This window comes from Angustibacter aerolatus (assembly GCF_054776675.1).
The window spans coordinates 1-16,046 of the sequence record NZ_BAAHBM010000010.1 but is presented as its reverse complement, the minus strand read 5'-3'; the positions used below and the strand labels follow the sequence as shown (position 1 = coordinate 16,046).

Annotated in this window: 13 protein-coding genes and 1 pseudogene; 8 read left to right on the top strand and 6 right to left on the bottom strand. The window is 75.0% G+C overall.

Translation table 11 applies throughout. From position 1 onward, the window contains the following. Positions 1-59 precede the first annotated feature (59 nt). Together ACYVI6_RS04255 and ACYVI6_RS04250 are read left to right on the top strand one after the other, a co-directional pair. The gene (locus ACYVI6_RS04255) at positions 60-1,190 is read left to right on the top strand and encodes a glycerophosphodiester phosphodiesterase (RefSeq protein WP_460445222.1); all 1,131 of its coding nucleotides are present in this window, start codon (positions 60-62) and stop codon (positions 1,188-1,190) included. A gap of 208 nt (positions 1,191-1,398) precedes the next feature. Beyond that, positions 1,399-2,463 (top strand): glycerophosphodiester phosphodiesterase family protein, encoded by a 1,065-nt coding sequence (locus ACYVI6_RS04250; RefSeq protein ID WP_460445174.1) that lies wholly within the window; start codon positions 1,399-1,401, stop codon positions 2,461-2,463. 91 nt (positions 2,464-2,554) lie between these two features. On the opposite strand, the gene ACYVI6_RS04245 is transcribed toward ACYVI6_RS04250, so the two are convergent. The 3 genes from ACYVI6_RS04245 to ACYVI6_RS04235 are packed head-to-tail and all read right to left on the bottom strand — an operon-like array spanning position 2,555 to position 6,233. Beyond that, complete coding sequence (locus ACYVI6_RS04245; protein WP_460445173.1) at positions 2,555-3,280, bottom strand: PIG-L deacetylase family protein; 726 nt, start codon at positions 3,278-3,280, stop codon at positions 2,555-2,557. Between the two features lie 21 nt (positions 3,281-3,301). Beyond that, on the bottom strand, positions 3,302-4,225 hold the full coding sequence (locus ACYVI6_RS04240) for a cation diffusion facilitator family transporter (protein ID WP_284289861.1): 924 nt from the start codon (positions 4,223-4,225) through the stop codon (positions 3,302-3,304). A gap of 43 nt (positions 4,226-4,268) precedes the next feature. Continuing rightward, complete coding sequence (locus ACYVI6_RS04235) at positions 4,269-6,233, bottom strand: FG-GAP repeat domain-containing protein (protein WP_460445172.1); 1,965 nt, start codon at positions 6,231-6,233, stop codon at positions 4,269-4,271. 139 nt (positions 6,234-6,372) lie between these two features. On the opposite strand from ACYVI6_RS04235, the gene pcrA reads away from it, so the two are divergent. Continuing rightward, positions 6,373-8,760: a DNA helicase PcrA gene (gene pcrA / locus ACYVI6_RS04230; protein WP_460445171.1), complete on the top strand. Its 2,388-nt coding sequence runs from the start codon at positions 6,373-6,375 to the stop codon at positions 8,758-8,760. 5 nt (positions 8,761-8,765) lie between these two features. After that, entirely contained in the window at positions 8,766-9,155 is a 390-nt protein-coding gene (locus ACYVI6_RS04225; protein ID WP_460445170.1) for a DNA polymerase ligase N-terminal domain-containing protein, read from the top strand. Between the two features lie 3 nt (positions 9,156-9,158). On the opposite strand, the gene ACYVI6_RS04220 is transcribed toward ACYVI6_RS04225, so the two are convergent. Continuing rightward, positions 9,159-9,929: a M23 family metallopeptidase gene (locus tag ACYVI6_RS04220; protein ID WP_460445169.1), complete on the bottom strand. Its 771-nt coding sequence runs from the start codon at positions 9,927-9,929 to the stop codon at positions 9,159-9,161. Between the two features lie 147 nt (positions 9,930-10,076). Between ACYVI6_RS04220 and ACYVI6_RS04215 the strand changes: the two genes are divergently transcribed. The 4 genes from ACYVI6_RS04215 to ACYVI6_RS04200 all read left to right on the top strand — a co-directional run bounded on the left by ACYVI6_RS04215 (position 10,077) and on the right by ACYVI6_RS04200 (position 13,801). Continuing rightward, positions 10,077-10,481, top strand: coding sequence for a cobalamin B12-binding domain-containing protein (locus ACYVI6_RS04215; RefSeq protein WP_460445168.1), 405 nt, complete (start codon positions 10,077-10,079; stop codon positions 10,479-10,481). Between the two features lie 221 nt (positions 10,482-10,702). Continuing rightward, positions 10,703-11,872, top strand: a complete 1,170-nt coding sequence (sucC, locus tag ACYVI6_RS04210; protein ID WP_460445167.1) for an ADP-forming succinate--CoA ligase subunit beta — start codon at positions 10,703-10,705, stop codon at positions 11,870-11,872. 15 nt (positions 11,873-11,887) lie between these two features. Then, the gene (gene sucD, locus ACYVI6_RS04205; RefSeq protein ID WP_460445166.1) at positions 11,888-12,793 is read left to right on the top strand and encodes a succinate--CoA ligase subunit alpha; all 906 of its coding nucleotides are present in this window, start codon (positions 11,888-11,890) and stop codon (positions 12,791-12,793) included. Between the two features lie 123 nt (positions 12,794-12,916). Then, a complete protein-coding gene (locus ACYVI6_RS04200) occupies positions 12,917-13,801 on the top strand; it encodes a GTP-binding protein LepA (RefSeq protein ID WP_460445165.1) in 885 nt (294 codons plus the stop codon). Here ACYVI6_RS04200 and ACYVI6_RS04195 read toward each other — a convergent pair. Together ACYVI6_RS04195 and ACYVI6_RS04190 are read right to left on the bottom strand one after the other, a co-directional pair. After that, positions 13,780-15,300 (bottom strand): MFS transporter, encoded by a 1,521-nt coding sequence (locus ACYVI6_RS04195; RefSeq protein WP_460445164.1) that lies wholly within the window; start codon positions 15,298-15,300, stop codon positions 13,780-13,782. The two genes, ACYVI6_RS04200 and ACYVI6_RS04195, sit on opposite strands and share 22 nt — an antisense overlap. Positions 15,301-15,315: 15 nt before the next feature. Continuing rightward, positions 15,316-16,046 (bottom strand): annotated as a pseudogene (locus tag ACYVI6_RS04190) (hypothetical protein); the annotation flags it as partial.

Below are 16,046 nucleotides of genomic sequence, written 5' to 3'. Positions count from 1 at the left end.
TCACCAGCCGCTCGTCCGTCCGCGCCCTCTCGGCCGCCGCGCTCGCCACCGCGGCCGTCCTGACCCTCGACGTCGCCACCCCGGCCGGCGCCAGCGCCCCTGCGGTGCAACGGGTCTCGGCGTCGTCCGGCGTGGCGCAGGCCAGCGGGCTCCCCGCGGCCGAGCGCCGCCACGAGCCGCTCGTCATCGCGCACCGTGGCGCGTCGGGCTACCGGCCCGAGCACACGCTCGCGGCGTACGAGCTGGCCGCCCGGATGGGCGCCGACTACCTCGAGCCCGACCTCGTGTCGACGAAGGACCACGTGCTGGTCGACCGGCACGAGCCGGAGATCAGCGGCACCACCGACGTCGCCGACCACCCGGAGTTCGCCGGCCGGAAGACGACCAAGGTGATCGACGGCGTCCGCACCACCGGGTGGTTCACCACCGACTTCACCCTCAGGGAGCTGAAGACGCTGCGCGCCAAGGAGCGCCTGCCGCAGATCCGCCAGGAGAGCACGCTGTACGACGGGCGCTACCAGGTGCCCACGCTGGCCGAGGTGCTCGCGCTGCGGGTGCGGCTCAGCAAGCAGCTGCACCGCCAGATCGGCGTCATCCCCGAGACGAAGCACTCGACGTTCTTCCGCTCGCAGGGGCTGCCGCTCGAGCCGGTGCTGGTGCCGCAGCTGCAGCGGGCCGGCCTCAACAGCCCGAAGGCGCCGGTCGTCGTCCAGTCGTTCGAGCTGACCAACATCGCGACGGCGCCGAAGCGCTACGGGCTGCGCGCCCGCACGGTGTTCCTCACCTCCGCCAGCGGCGCGCCGTACGACCTGGTGGCTGCCGGCGACCCGCGCACCTACGCCGACCTCACCAGCGCCAGGGGTCTGCGCACCGTCGCCTCGCTCGGCATCGACTCGATCGGCCCCGACAAGCTGCAGGTCATCCCGTGGAAGGCCGACGGCACGCTGGGCACGCCCACCTCGCTGGTGCGCGACGCCCACCGCGCCGGGCTCACCGTCACGCCGTACACGTTCCGCGCCGAGAACCAGTTCCTGCCGGCCGACTACCGACGCGGCACGAGCCCGGCCGACTTCGGGCGGGCGATCGACGAGCAGGTGACGTACCTGCGCACCGGCATCGACGGCCTGTTCACCGACCAGACGGACGTCGGCGTCGTGGCCCGCGACGAGTACCTGCGCACCCGCTCCTGACCCACCCTCGCCGAGATGCGTCCAGCGGTTCACCGAGCGACCTCCAGGTGAACCGCTGGGCGCATCTCGGCAGCCGGTGGGGGAGCGCACCGGATCGTCGGGAGCACTTCACCCGGCGTCCATCCAGGGATCGCCCCCGCAGCGCCGAGGAGGAGGTCACTGGGAGTCGGCGCACCGCCGACGGACGGCGTGGCGAGCGGGAGGCACGATGTTCGCGGGTCTCGGTCCGTGGGGCAGTGAGGGACCGGTCGTGATCGGGCACCGCGGTGCCAGCGGCGAGCGACCGGAGCACACGGCGGCCGCCTACCGGCTCGCCGTGCTGTCGGGCGCCGACGCCGTCGAGCCCGACCTGGTGCCGACGAAGGACGGCGTGCTCGTCGCCCGGCACGACGCCGAGCTGAGCGAGACCACCGACGTCGCCGACCGTCCCCGCTTCGCCGCACGACGCACCACCCGCGTCGTCGACGGCGTGCCGGTGACCGGGTGGTTCACCATCGACTTCACCCTCGCCGAGCTGCTGACGCTGCGGGCCCGCGAGCGGATGCCGCTGCTGCGGCCGGGCAGCGCGCGGCACGACGGGCGGCACCGGGTGCTGACGTTCGCCCAGGTGCTGGCTCTGCGCGGGCAGCTCGCCGCCGTCGTCGGGCGCCCGGTCGGCGTGCTGGCCGAGGTGAAGCACCCCACGTGGTTCCGCGAGCTCGGCCGGCCGGTCGAGGAGCTCGTGGCACGCGACCTGCGGGCCGCCGGCGTCGACCGCCCCGACGGGCCGGTCGTCGTCCAGTGCTTCGAGCCGACGCACCTGCGCCTGCTGCGCGAGCGGTACGGCGTGCGGGCGCAGACGGCGCTGCTGACCGCCGCCGAGGGCGCGCCGCCCGACCTGGCCCGCGCCGGCGACGAGCGCACGTACGCCGAGCTCGTGACGCCGGAGGGGCTGCGCTGGGTGCGCGGCCTCGGCGTCACCGGCCTCGGCCCGAACCGGCAGCAGGTGCTGCCCACCCGCGTGGACGGCGGCCTCGGCGAGGTCACGTCGCTGGTGTCGGACGCGCACGAGGCCGGGCTCGCGGTGCGGCCGTGGACCTACCGCGCCGAGAACGCCTTCCTGCCGCCGGCCCTGCGCGACGGCGACGACCCCGCCGCGTTCGGCCAGGCGGTGCGCGAGCAGCTGGCGCACCTGCGGGCCGGCGTCGACGGTCTCATCACCGACCACCCCGCCGTCGCCGTCGCCGCCCGGCACGCGTTCCGCACCGGCAGCACCCGGCGTCCGGCCGCCTGACCCCGCTCGCACCCCTCCTTGCCGACGTGCCGCTTCCGGGGCACCGGGAGTCCTGCCGGTGCCCGAGAGGTGGCAGCTCGGCGGGAGGGGGTCAGCCGGTGGGGACGACCTTGAACGCCTCGGCGAGCCGGCCGTCGCCGAAGCCGGCCGCGGTGGCGAGCGAGCCGCCCCAGTGCCGCAGCATCGTGTCGAGCTCGTCGCCGAGGTGCGACACCTGGCTGACGTGCGAGCGCAGCGCCTCGAGCTTGCGGTCGAACGCGTCGGTGACGTCGACGAAGTGCGGGCTGTCGTGGTGGGCCATCAGCCACACCTCGCGCACCGTCCACGGCTCGAGGCCCTCGTCCGACACCAGCTCGGGCCAGGCGAACGGGTTGCGCGCGGCCGGGTAGACGGCGCGGATCGCGGCCTCGCCGGCCGCCAGGTGGTCGGGGTGGCTGGCCTGGATGCGGTTCCAGTCGCGCTCGGGGCTGGGCAGCAGCACCCGCTGCGGCCGCACCTGCCGGATCACCCGCACGATGTCGCGCTGCAGCTCCCAGCTCGGCTCGAGCCAGCCGTCGCGGTACCCCTCGAGGAACCGGACGTCGGTGACGCCGACCGCCTTCGCCGCGGCCCGCTGCTCGGCCTGGCGCAGCGCCGGCATCTCCTCGCGCGGGGTGTCGTCGAAGCCGCCCTGGTCGCCCGAGGTGCACAGCAGGTACGTGACCTCGACCCCGGCGTCCACCCAGGTGGCGACGGTGCCCGAGGCCCCGAAGTCGATGTCGTCGGGGTGGGCGGCGACGACGAGCACGCGCTCGACCTCGGAGTCGGGGATGGGCATGCGGCCGAACCTATCCCGGCGTCAGTCGTGCCGCGCGTGCTCGTGCGCGGCGTGCCCCGCCGCCTCGAACTGGATGGTCGAGTGCTCGACGTCGAAGTGCCCGGCCAGGCAGGCCTGCACCTCGTCGAGCATCGCCGGCTGGTCGCCCTCGACGAAGCACGCGTCGTCGACCACGACGTGCGCGGTGAGCACCGGCAGACCGGTCGCCACCTGCCACGCGTGCAGGTCGTGCACGTCGCGCACGTGGGCCACCTCGAGCAGGTGCTGCCGGACGTCGTCGAGGTCGAGGCCGCGCGGGGTCGACTCGAGCAGCACCTCGACGCTCTCGCGCAGCAGCACCAGCGTGCGCGGCACGATCAGCGCGCCGATGACCAGCGAGGCGACGGGGTCGGCGCGGGTCCAGCCGGTGAGCGCGACCACGGCGGCGGCGACCAGCACGGCCACCGAGCCGAGCGCGTCGTTCACCACCTCGAGGAACGCCGCGCGGTGGTTCAGGTCGTGGGTGCGCGCCCCGGCCAGCACGGCGACGGCGGCCAGGTTGCCGACGAGCCCGACCGCGCCGAAGAGCGCCATCGCGCTGCCGGCGACCTCCGGCGGGTGCACCAGCCGGCGCACCGCCTCGACCAGCACGAACGCCCCGACCGCCAGCAGCACCAGCGCCTGCAGCGCCGCCGACACGACCTCCGCGCGGTGCCAGCCCCACGTGCGGCGCGGGCTCGGCCGGCGTCCCATCAGCACGGCGGCGCCCAGCGCCAGCAGCAGCCCGGCGACGTCGGTGAGCACGTGCGCGGCGTCCGCCAGCAGCGCGAGGCTGCCGGACAGCACCGCGCCGACCACCTCGACGACCAGCACGGTGACGGTGATCGCGAGCACGACCGACAGCCGCCGCCGGCCGCCCGAGCCGGACGCCGCGGCGGTCGCGTGCCCGTGCCCGTGACCGCTCATCGCCGTCCAGCCTAGGCCGCGCCCGCCGCGCCGCCCGCGCTGCTCAGCCGACCGAGCCGCCGTACCCCGCGCCCCGCACGATCTGGGCCGGGTACAGCGTCTGGTAGCGCAGGCGCTCCAGGTGCTGGATGCGGTGCAGGGCGTCGCCCGCGACCGGCTCGACGTCGTCCGCGCGCTGCACGAGACCGGCGTCGGCGGCACCGGCGACGTCCTGCCCCGGCACGCCCGCCCAGACCGAGACGGTGCGGTCCTCCTGCGCGCGCACGTCGCCGGGGAGTGCCGCGAGCGAGGCGCCGAACCGGTTGCCCCGGCCGGGTGAGCCCGGCACGCTCGCCGAGCCGCCGGACGGGCTGCGGGCGCCCTGGCTCGTCCCGGAGCCGTCCACCAGCTCCGAGCGCCGGGCCGAGGCCCCGCGGGACCCGGAGTCGGCGAAGGGCAGGTCGAGCACGGTGCCTGCGTCGGCGGTCGCACCGAGGTCCTCGTCCGGCACCCCGACGAGCAGGTGCACCGTCGCGTAGGACCGCACGCTGTCGACCACGGTGTCGGTGCCGTCGACCAGCACCGCACCGAAGTGGTCACCCGACTCGTTCCCCCCTGGCACGTGCGCGCTGCCCTGGTGGAACGCGTAGCCGTCGGGGTGCAGCCGGGCGGTGCCGGCGGCCCGGGTCAGCAGGTTCACCGACCCGGTGCGCGTCGCCGACCCGATGCTCTCGCCCGGCACCCCGACGGCGACGCGGGTGCCGTCGGCGTAGCGCAGGACGGCGAACGCGGCGCCGAACCGGTCGCCGGCCTCCGCGACGCCCGGCATCCCCCTGGTGTCCTGGGTCAGCTCGTAGGCACCGCCGCCGGCCGGGACGACGGTGACCGACCCGGCGTCCGCCGCCGACCCGAGGTCGTCGAGCGGCACGCCGACGAGCAGGTTGGTGCCGTCGAAGGCCACGGCCGAGCCGTAGGCGTCGCCGGTGCGCGGGGTGCCGGGCGCGGACCCGGACTGCGACAGCAGCCGACCGGACGCGCTCCCCGCCGTCAGCACGACGACCGCGCCGGCGCGGGCGGTGCTGCCCAGCGACTCGCCCGGCACGCCGATCGCCAGCCGCCCGCGCGGGGCGCCGGAGACCGACACCGCCGCGCCGAACCGGTCACCGACCTCGGGGGAGCCGGTGCCGCGCTGCGTGCTCTCGGTCAGCAGCCGGGTGGCCCTGCCCGCGCCGAGCCCGGTGGCCGAGCCGTACACGACCTGCACGCCGCCGGCGTCGGCCCGCCCGGACACGTCGAGCGACGGCAGGCCGACCACCAGGTCGAGGTACCCGTCGCCGTCGACGTCACCGGTGGTGACGACCATGCCGCTCCCGGCGCCGGTCTGGGTGCTCAGGCGCAGGACCTGCCGCCGCTTGGCGAGCGTGTGCATCGTGCTGCCGTAGCGCACCTCCACGCTCGCCGTGCGGGGCAGCGCGACGGCCAGGTCGGGGCAGTGGTCGCCGTCGAGGTCGTGCGCACGGGGCTGGTCGGCGCCGCACCCGCTGTCGACCAGGTGGAACGTCGTGCTGGAGGCCGTGTCGCCGTCGGGGACCGTGAGCAGGAAGAAGTAGGGAGTGCCGGCTCGCACGATCATGCCGTCCGCGCGCAACGAGCGGCCGCAGTCGCCGTCGACGGGCTGCAGGTCGTCGACCGGCCCCTGCGCCGCGAGCACGGTGGCACGCCCGCTGCCCTCCGCGTGCACCACGCGGGTGTACGTCGGCGTGTAGCGGTACCAGACCCCGTGCGCCTGCGGCGCCGGCGCGTCGTCCGAGCAGGTGTCGCGCAGCCGGGTCTCCGTGGCGCTGTCGGTGGCCTGGCGCAGATCAGCCGTGGCCGCGAACGGCAGTGACGCGACCTGCGTGGCGCCGGACGCGTCGTCGTGCGACGGTGCCGCCGCGCTCGCGCTCGCCGGCGCCAGCACCACCCCGGCGGCCGTCGCCAGCCCGGCGCCCGCCGCCAGCCACCGTCCGACCTCGTGCTGACGACGCACCCGTCCACCTCCCGGCTCGTGCGGCGCCCTCGCCGCGACCAGACGCATACAACCACGCGTCCGGGGCACGCGGAGCGGGAACGGCGAGCCCGGTGTCGGCACCGGAGGGTGTCGGTGCCGGGCCGTACCCTGGACGACGATGAGCACCCTCTTCGACCACGTCCCGAGCGAGGCCTCGGCCGACGAGCCCGACCCCGCGGCGCAGCCCCCGGGGCGGGGTGGCCGCGACCCCGAGGCGCTGCTCGAGGGGCTGAACCCGCAGCAGCGCGAGGCCGTCGTGCACACCGGCTCGCCGCTGCTGCTGGTCGCCGGAGCGGGCTCGGGCAAGACCCGCGTGCTCACCCACCGCATCGCCTACCTGCTGGCCGCGCGCGACGTCCGGCCGAGCCAGGTGCTGGCCATCACGTTCACGAACAAGGCCGCCGGCGAGATGAAGGAGCGGGTCGAGCACCTGGTCGGCCCCCGCGCGCAGTGGATGTGGGTCTCGACGTTCCACTCGGCGTGCGTGCGGATCCTGCGGCGCGAGGCCACGCACGTCGGCATGCGCTCGTCGTTCTCCATCTACGACGCCGCCGACAGCCAGCGGCTCATGGCGCTGGTCTGCCGCGAGCTGCAGCTCGACCCCAAGCGCTACCCGCCGCGCTCGTTCCTCGCCCAGGTGTCGAACCTGAAGAACGAGCTGGTCGACGAGGAGACGTTCGCCGAGCAGGCGGCGCGCGAGGGCGGCACCCCGCAGCAGCAGCAGCTCGCCGAGGCCTACCGCATGTACCAGGCGCGGCTGCGCGAGGCGAACGCCCTCGACTTCGACGACATCATCATGACCACGGTCAACATCCTGCAGGCGTTCCCCGAGGTGGCGGCCTACTACCGCGAGCGGTTCCGGCACGTGCTGGTCGACGAGTACCAGGACACGAACCACGCGCAGTACGTGCTGGTGCGCGAGCTGGTCGGCGGTTCGGTGGCCGAGGAGGTCGCCCGCAAGGAGGTGCTGGCCGCCGACGGCACCGTCGTCCGCGAGGGGCACGAGGTGCGCGCCGAGCCGGCCGAGCTGACGGTGGTGGGCGACGCCGACCAGTCGATCTACGCCTTCCGCGGCGCCTCGATCCGCAACATCGTCGAGTTCGAGAGCGACTACCCGGACGCGCGCACGATCCTGCTGGAGCAGAACTACCGCTCGACCCAGACCATCCTCACCGCGGCGAACGCCGTCATCGCCCGCAACCCCGACCGCCGCGACAAGAAGCTGTGGACGGCGAAGGCGGGCGGCGTGCCGATCGTCGGCTACGTCGCCGACAGCGAGCACGACGAGGCCGCGTTCGTCGCCGAGGAGGTCGAGCGGCTGACGAAGGACGAGGGCGTGCGGCCCGGCGACGTCGCGGTGTTCTACCGCACCAACGCGCAGTCCCGCACGATCGAGGACGTGCTGGTGCGCGTGCACCTGCCGTACAAGATCGTCGGTGGCACCCGCTTCTACGAGCGGCGCGAGGTCAAGGACGCGATCGCCTACCTGCGGGTGCTCTCGAACGGCACCGACACGGTCAACCTGCGGCGCATCCTCAACGTGCCCAAGCGCGGGATCGGCGACCGCGCCGAGGCGGTGCTGGCGGCGCTCGCCACCCGCGAGCGCATCCCGTTCGTCGAGGCGCTGGCCCGGGCCGACGAGGCGCCGGGCATCGCCACCCGTTCGCTGACGGCGGTGCGCGGGTTCACCACCCTGCTGCAGGACCTGCGCACGCTCGTCGACAGCGGCGCCACGCCGGCGGTCGTGCTGGCCGCGGTGCTCGAGCAGACCGGGCTGGCCGAGGAGCTCCGCAACAGCAAGGACCCGCAGGACGAGACCCGGCTGGAGAACCTCTACGAGCTGGAGGAGGTCGCCCGCGAGTTCGAGGAGTCGCAGCCCGACGGCACCCTCACCGACTTCCTCGAGCGGGTCTCGCTGGTCGCCGACAGCGACGACATCCCGGACGCCGAGGCCGTCGAGCGCGGGGTGGTGACCCTGATGACGCTGCACACCGCGAAGGGCCTGGAGTTCCCCGTCGTGTTCCTCACCGGCATGGAGGAGGGGGTCTTCCCGCACAAGCGCGCGCTCGACGACCCCACCGAGCTGGAGGAGGAGCGCCGGCTGGCCTACGTCGGCATCACCCGTGCCCGCGAGCGGCTGTACGTGACCCGGGCGACGATCCGCAGCGCGTTCGGTGCACCGCAGTACAACCCCGCCTCGCGGTTCCTCGACGAGCTGCCGCAGAGCAGCCTCGACTGGCGCCGGCTCGGCACGCCGCCGTCGCGGATGTCGTCTCGCGACCTGCCGGCCGTGGCGCGGCTGGCCCAGCGGCCCGGCGTCCGGTCACCGGGCAACCGGCCGATCATCGCGCTCGAGCCCGGCGACAAGGTGACCCACGAGTCGTTCGGGCTGGGCACCGTGCTCGGCGTCGAGGGCGAGGGCGACAAGACCATCGCCAAGGTCGACTTCGGCAGCGAGGGCGAGAAGCGGCTGCTGCTGCGCTACGCGCCGGTCGAGAAGCTCTGACGCCGGTGGCGGAGGCGGGCGGCGCGCAGCCGGAGCGGCCGGCGTTCGTGCTGCACGACCACCGGGTGCCCCGCCCGCACTTCGACCTGCGGCTCGAGATCGAGGGCGTGCTGCGCTCGTGGGCGGTGCCGCGCGGCCTGCCGACCGACGTCCGGCACGACCGGCTCGCCGTCGCGGTGCCCGACCACGACCTCGACCACCTGACGTACACCGACGCCGACAAGTCCGTCGCCGACACCGGCTGGTGGGAGCTGGAGTCGTTGCGCGACACCAGGTTCCGGTTCGTGCTGCACGGCCGCGACGGCGCGCGGCGCTACGCCCTCATCCACACCGACGCCGCCACCGGCGGCACGAGCTGGCTGCTGCACCTGGTCAAGGACCAGCCGAGCGGCTGAGCGCTAGAAGCGCACGCCGTGGTCGGCGAGCCAGGGGCGCGGGTTGACCGGTCCCTTGCCGCCGGGGTGCACCTCGAGGTGCAGGTGCGGGCCGGTGGAGTGGCCGGTGTTGCCGGAGCGGGCGATCTCCTCGCCCGCGTCGACGTCCTGGCCGACCTTCACCTCGATCTGCGACAGGTGGCCGTACCAGGAGACGGTGCCGTCCCAGTGCCGGATCTCGACCTTGTTGCCGTAGCCGCTCTGCTGGCCGGCGAACACCACGGTGCCCTTGCCGATCGAGCCGACGCGGGTGCCGACGGGGGCGGCGAAGTCGTTGCCGGCGTGCAGCTTGCCCCAGCGCATGCCGAATCCGGAGCTGACCCGGTACGAGCCGCGCGGCACCGGCAGCACCCACCTGTGCGCCTCGGCGAGCGCCTTCGCCTTCTTGGCCGCGAGGGCCTTGCGCTCGGCGGCGCGACTGGCCCTGACCCGGGCCTCGGCGCGGGCGTTGGCGGCGACCTCGGCGATCTCGGCCGAGCGCAGCGCGGCGCTGGCGTCGGCCACGTGCGTGGAGGAGACCGTCGGGGCCGCGGTCGCGGTGGCCCCGGTGTCGGTGTCCGGCACGTGCTCCTGGGCCTGCGCGCCGGCCGCGCCGGGCACCAGCACGGCACCGGTCGCGGTGATGGTCAGCGCCGCGGCGGCCGCGCCCGGCAGCACCACACCACGACCGGGACGCTCCTCGACGGGCGCACGGTGGCGCCCGCGGTGGCGTCCGGCGTAGGCGCGCTTGGGCACAGGCGTCCTCCACGAGGGGTGTTCGGCGGTCGCGCCGACCATACGGACACCCCGGCGGCGGGATCAAGTTCGCCTCGACGGCTGTGGACGGCGCGACCCCTGCAGCCGGATAGCCTGCACCGCGAGCCGTCACCACAGGAGGTCTCGATGGGCAACGCTGCCCCGATCCGCGTCGTCGTCGCCAAGCCCGGCCTCGACGGGCACGACCGCGGTGCCAAGGTCGTCGCGCGGGCGCTGCGCGACGCCGGCATGGAGGTCGTCTACACCGGCCTGCACCAGTCGCCGGAGCAGATCGTCGAGGCGGCCATCGCCGAGGACGCCGACGTGGTGGGCCTGTCGGTGCTCAGCGGTGCCCACCTCACGCTGTTCGCCCGCGTCGTCGAGCTGCTGAAGGAGCGCGACGCCGACGACATCGTGGTGTTCGGCGGCGGCATCATCCCCGCCGACGACATCCCGCAGCTCGAGGCGATGGGCGTCGCCAAGGTCTTCACGCCCGGCGCCACCACGCAGTCGATCGTCGACTGGGTGCGCGCGAACGTCGCCACCGACTGAGGCACCTCGACCGGCCGCCGAGATGCGCCCAGTGGTTGGTCGAACGACGGCGGCGTGAACCGCTGCTCGCATCTCGGCGGGGTGGCGTGGGTGTGGGGTTCGTCGCACCCGGGGTGCGGGGCGTCGGGGGTGTCGCCGCGCGGGTCTAGGCTCGCCTCGGCCTGCCGCGAGCGGTGGCCGGCCGACGACGACGTCGCACCGGAAGGCGAGGACGAACGACCGTGGACCTCTTCGAGTACCAGGCGCGCGACCTGTTCGCCGAGCACGGGGTCCCCGTGCTCGACGCGGTCGTCGCCGAGACGCCGGACGCCGCGCGGGCCGGGGCCGAGCAGCTGGGCGGCGGCACCGTCGTGGTGAAGGCGCAGGTGAAGGTCGGCGGTCGCGGCAAGGCGGGCGGCGTGAAGCTGGCGCACGGCCCCGACGAGGCGGCCACGCAGGCCGAGGCGATCCTCGGCATGGACATCAAGGGCCACACCGTGCACCGGGTGATGATCGCGCAGGGCGCGAAGATCGCCGAGGAGTACTACGTCTCGCTGCTGCTCGACCGGTCGAACCGCCGCTACCTGGCGATGGCCTCCCGCGAGGGCGGCATGGAGATCGAGCAGCTCGCCGTCGAGCGGCCGGAGGCGCTGGCCCGCGTCGAGGTCGACCCGATCGTCGGCGTCGACGCCGCGAAGGCCGCCGAGGTCGTCGAGGCCGGCCGGTTCCCCGCCGAGGTGCGGGACCAGGTCGCCGCCGTCCTGCAGCAGCTGTGGGAGGTCTACCGCGACGAGGACGCCACGCTGGTCGAGGTGAACCCGCTGGTGAAGACCGAGGACGGCCGGGTGATCGCGCTCGACGGCAAGGTGTCGCTCGACGAGAACGCCGGGTTCCGCCACGAGGCGCACGCCGCGCTCGAGGACGCCGAGGCCGCCGACCCGCTCGAGGCGGCCGCGAAGGCCAAGGGCCTGAACTACGTGAAGCTGGACGGCGAGGTCGGCATCATCGGCAACGGCGCCGGCCTCGTGATGAGCACCCTCGACGTCGTCGCGTACGCCGGCGAGGACCTCGGCGGGGTGAAGCCGGCGAACTTCCTCGACATCGGCGGCGGCGCGTCGGCCGAGGTGATGGCGAACGGCCTCGAGATCATCCTCGGCGACCCGCAGGTGAGGTCGGTCTTCGTGAACGTCTTCGGCGGCATCACCGCCTGCGACGAGGTGGCCAACGGCATCGTGCAGGCGCTGCAGATCCTCGGCGACGAGGCGTCCAAGCCCCTCGTCGTCCGCCTCGACGGCAACAACGTGGAGGAGGGCCGGCGGATCCTCGCCGAGGCCGCCCACCCGCTGGTCACCGTCGAGCCCACCATGGACGGCGCGGCGCGCAAGGCCGCCGAGCTCGCCGCCGCGAAGTAAGGACCGATCGAACTCATGGCAATCTTCCTGACCAAGGACAGCAAGGTCGTCGTCCAGGGGATGACGGGCTCCGAGGGCCGCAAGCACACCCAGCGGATGCTCGCCTCCGGCACCCAGGTCGTCGGCGGCGTCACGCCCGGCAAGGGCGGCCAGAGCGTCGAGTTCACCGGCGCCGACGGCTCGCCCGTGCAGGTACCGGTGTTCGGCTCCGTCGCCGAGGCTCGCGAGGCCACCGGCGCCGACGTCACCGTGATCTTCGTGCCCGCGAAGTTCACCAAGGCCGCCGTCGTCGAGGCCGTCGACGCGCAGATCCCGCTCGCCGTCTGCATCACCGAGGGCGTCGCGGTGCGCGACACCGCGGAGTTCTTCACCTACGCCCAGGAGTCGGGCACCACCCGGCTGATCGGGCCGAACTGCCCCGGGCTCATCTCGCCCGGGCAGGCCAACGCCGGCATCATCCCCGCCGACATCAGCGGCCCGGGCCGCATCGGCCTGGTCTCGAAGTCGGGCACGCTGACCTACCAGATGATGTACGAGCTGCGGGAGTTCGGGTTCTCCACCGCCATCGGCATCGGCGGCGACCCGATCATCGGCACCACGCACATCGACGCGCTCGAGGCGTTCCAGGCCGACCCCGACACCGACGCGATCGTGATGATCGGCGAGATCGGCGGCGACGCCGAGGAGCGCGCGGCGGCGTACATCAGCGAGCACGTCACGAAGCCGGTCGTCGGCTACGTCGCCGGCTTCACCGCGCCCGAGGGCAAGACGATGGGCCACGCCGGCGCGATCGTCAGCGGGTCGTCGGGCACCGCGGCCGCGAAGGCCGAGGCCCTCGAGGCCGCCGGGGTCCGCGTCGGCCGCACGCCGTCGGCCACCGCCGACCTGATGCGCGAGATCATGCGCGGCCTGCAGGCCTGACCCGCACCGCGCGACGCCGCAGCCCGCTCCCGACCCGGTCGGGGGCGGGCTGCCGCGCGTGCGGGGTGCGCCGTCCGGTGGACCGCACCAAACCCGCCGGACGCCGGGCCCGAAGACCCGACCGTGAGCACGCCACGAGCCGACGACCAGCGCATCCGGGACCACGTCACCCGCCTGGGTGAGCTGCACCCGCCGATCGACCCGGCGTCCGCCGACTACTCGATGCGGGACGTCGCGGCGGTGCGCGACCGGTTCGCCGACGTGCTGGCGTACATGGCGCGGGTCGAGATGGAGGTCGAGCGCAACGTGCTCGAGCTCGCCGTGCTGCTGCCGGGCAGCAGCGACGTCGACCGCACGTTCGCCAACGACGTGTGGAGCCCGCAGGAGGAGCGGCACGGGGTGCTGCTCGACACCCTCGTCGGGCACCTCGGGCTGCCGCCGGTGCAGGCCGACCTCGACACCGTCAGCCCGAAGGTGCGGCTGCTCGGGGCGCTGGCGCACCTGCCCGCCCTGCACGAGGTGATCCGCCTGCTCTACTACCTGACCGGCGCCGCCACCGAGCGCTCGGCGACCATCGCGTACCAGTCGATGAGCGCGTCGCTGGCCGAGATGGGCGAGCACGCGCTGCGCGAGACCGTCGTCGACGCCATCAAGGCCCAGGAGCCCGGCCACTTCGCGTTCTACCGGTTGAGCGCGACGCACCTGGTGCAGTCCGGGGCGCTCTCGCCGTGGCAGCTGCACCTCGCGCGGTTCCTGCGCTCGCGCACCTTCGGACCGGTGGGGGCGAACGGTGCCGAGCAGCGCACCGACTCCGGAGCGGTGCTGGTGCAGCTCGGGCTGGAGGACCGCATCGAGCACCACGTGCGCGACATCGCGCGCGTCGAGTCGCAGCTGCTGTGGGCGCAGCGCGAGGGGATGGCGGTGCCGCCGTACGCGCTGCGGGCGTTCCGCGAGGCGGCCGAGCGCTACCGCGAGCGGGCGACGCGTCAGCCGGCGCTGGCCGCCTGACCCGACGCCGCGGCGTCGGCCGTCCGCGCCCGCCGGGACTGCCGCAGGTCGAGCAGCCCGAGCACCAGCGCGGCCGCGGTGAACGCGAGCGTCACCAGCACCGCGGCGCTCACCGCGCGCGAGTAGGCGTCGACCCGGGCCGCGCCGGACGCCGAGGCGCCGGCCCCGACGGCGGCGAAGAAGGTGGCGCCGAGCACCGCCTGCCCGATCGCCGATCCCAGCCGCTGGGCGGTCTGCAGCACCCCACCGGCCACGCTGCCGGTGCGCGGGTCGACGGCCGACAGCGACAGCGCCTGGTTCGGGGTGATGATCGCGCCCGAGCCGAGGCCCAGCACGAGCAGGGGCAGCGCGAGCCGCAGCGCGACGTCGTCCGGCCCCGACCGCACGACCAGCCCGATGGCCAGCGCCCCGAGCCCGAACACCACGAGGGCACCGACGACGAGCGGCCGGCCCAGCCGCGGCACCAGCCGGCCGGCCACCGGGGCACCCACCGCCGAGCCCACGGCGAACGCCGTCACGGCCAGCCCGGACTCGAGCGCCGTGTAGCCGCGCCCGGACTGGAAGTAGAGAGCCAGCACCAGCGGCAGCCCGGTGTAGCCGCAGAAGTACAGCAGCGCCAGGCCGACCCCCACCCCGTACGACGGACGCCGGAACAGCCGCAGGTCGACGAGCGGGTCGAGGTCGCCCTCGGTGAGCCGGCGCTCGCGTCGCCAGAACGCCAGACCCAGCGGCACCACCGGCAGCAGCAGCCAGAACAGCCGGGGGTCGCGCACCGCGTCGTACTCGACGGCCGGCACGAGCACGCAGGCGGTGGCCAGCCCGAGCAGCAGCGCGCCGAGCAGGTCGAGGCGGTGCCGGGTGCTGCCGCGCGGCGGGGGAGCGGGCAGCCAGCGGCGGCCGAGCGCGAGCGCGGCCAGGCCGACCGGGATGTTCACGAAGAACACCAGCCGCCAGCCGTGCTCGGGCCCGCCGAGGCCGATGAGCGCACCGCCGAGCACCGGTCCGACGGCGGTGGCCAGCGCGACGGCCGACCCGATCGCGCCGAACGCCCGGCCGCGCTCGGGGCCGCGGAACAGCTGCTGCACCAGGCCCGAGACCTGCGGGTTGATCAGCCCGCCGAACAGGCCCTGCACGAAGCGGGCGACGATCAGCGCGGTGGCGCCGCGCGACAGGCCGACGACGAGGCTGGTCGCGGTGAACCCGGCCACGCCGACGAGGAACATCGTGCGGCGGCCGCGGTCGTCGCCGAGCCGCCCGGCGAGCACCGGCACCAGGCCGAACGCGAGCACGTAGCCGCTGACCACCCACTGCAGCTGCGACGGCCCGGCACCCGTGGCCGCCCCGATCGACGGCAGCGCCACGTTGGTGACGCTCACGTCGAGCAGCGTCGCGAACAGCGCCACGAGGCAGACGGCGAGCGCGCGCCAGCGCCGGGGGTCGGGCGGGTCCGAGGTGCTGGTGCCCTGGGCGCTCGGCGGTGTCGCGTCGGCCGGGGGCACCCCTCCATCGTCGGGCTAGTCGAGCGCCGCGGCCATCCGGGCGCGGGCCGCGGCGGCGAGCTGGCGCAGCCCGGCCACCGTGACCTGCTGCTCGCCGAAGACCGGCACCGTGAGCGTGCTGACCCCGCGGCCCTCGCGGGCGACGACGACCCACTGGTCGATCGACGTCCCGGTGTCGACGACCGTGTGCACGACGTCGACCGACCCGGTGGCGTCGCGGACCGCGGCCGACGGCACCGGGGTCACCGTCACCTCGGCGTCCGCCCGCACCTTCGCGCAGCCCAGCAGGCCGGACACCTGCGCGGCAGCCTGCGACGTCGCCTGCCGCGCGGTCGCCAGCACCCGCACCTTCTGCACGCCGACCTGCGCGTCGGCCGGCAGCACCGCCTGCACGACGCCGGCCCGGCCGGTCCACCGCGCGTCGACGTCGCACTCGGCGTACTGCAGGCTGCCCTCCGACTCGACGGTGTCGAGCGACACCGGCGCGCCGCGGCTCAGCCCGCTCGCCGCCCACCCGGCACCCGGCAGGAAGGCGGCCCGCGGCACGCCACCCGGGCCGGTCGGGGTCAGCGTCACCGCCGTCCCGCTGCCGTCGGCGACCGAGGTCAGCGGTGCCGGGGTCGCGGTGACCGTCGACCTCGCGGTGGCCGGCGCGGCGACGGGCCGGACGTCGACGGCGTCCGAGCGCCCGAGCGCGGTGGCGGCCCCGACCACGGCGACCGCCACGACGAGCGCGCTGCCCCCGG

Coding starts and splice junctions, on each gene's coding strand:
- ACYVI6_RS04240 (WP_284289861.1), bottom strand. CDS start 4,225: ATGAGCGGTCACGGGCACGGGCACGCGACCGCCGCGGCGTCCGGCTCG.
- ACYVI6_RS04215 (WP_460445168.1), top strand. CDS start 10,077: ATGGGCAACGCTGCCCCGATCCGCGTCGTCGTCGCCAAGCCCGGCCTC.
- pcrA (WP_460445171.1), top strand. CDS start 6,373: ATGAGCACCCTCTTCGACCACGTCCCGAGCGAGGCCTCGGCCGACGAG.
- ACYVI6_RS04250 (WP_460445174.1), top strand. CDS start 1,399: ATGTTCGCGGGTCTCGGTCCGTGGGGCAGTGAGGGACCGGTCGTGATC.
- ACYVI6_RS04245 (WP_460445173.1), bottom strand. CDS start 3,280: ATGCCCATCCCCGACTCCGAGGTCGAGCGCGTGCTCGTCGTCGCCGCC.
- sucD (WP_460445166.1), top strand. CDS start 11,888: ATGGCAATCTTCCTGACCAAGGACAGCAAGGTCGTCGTCCAGGGGATG.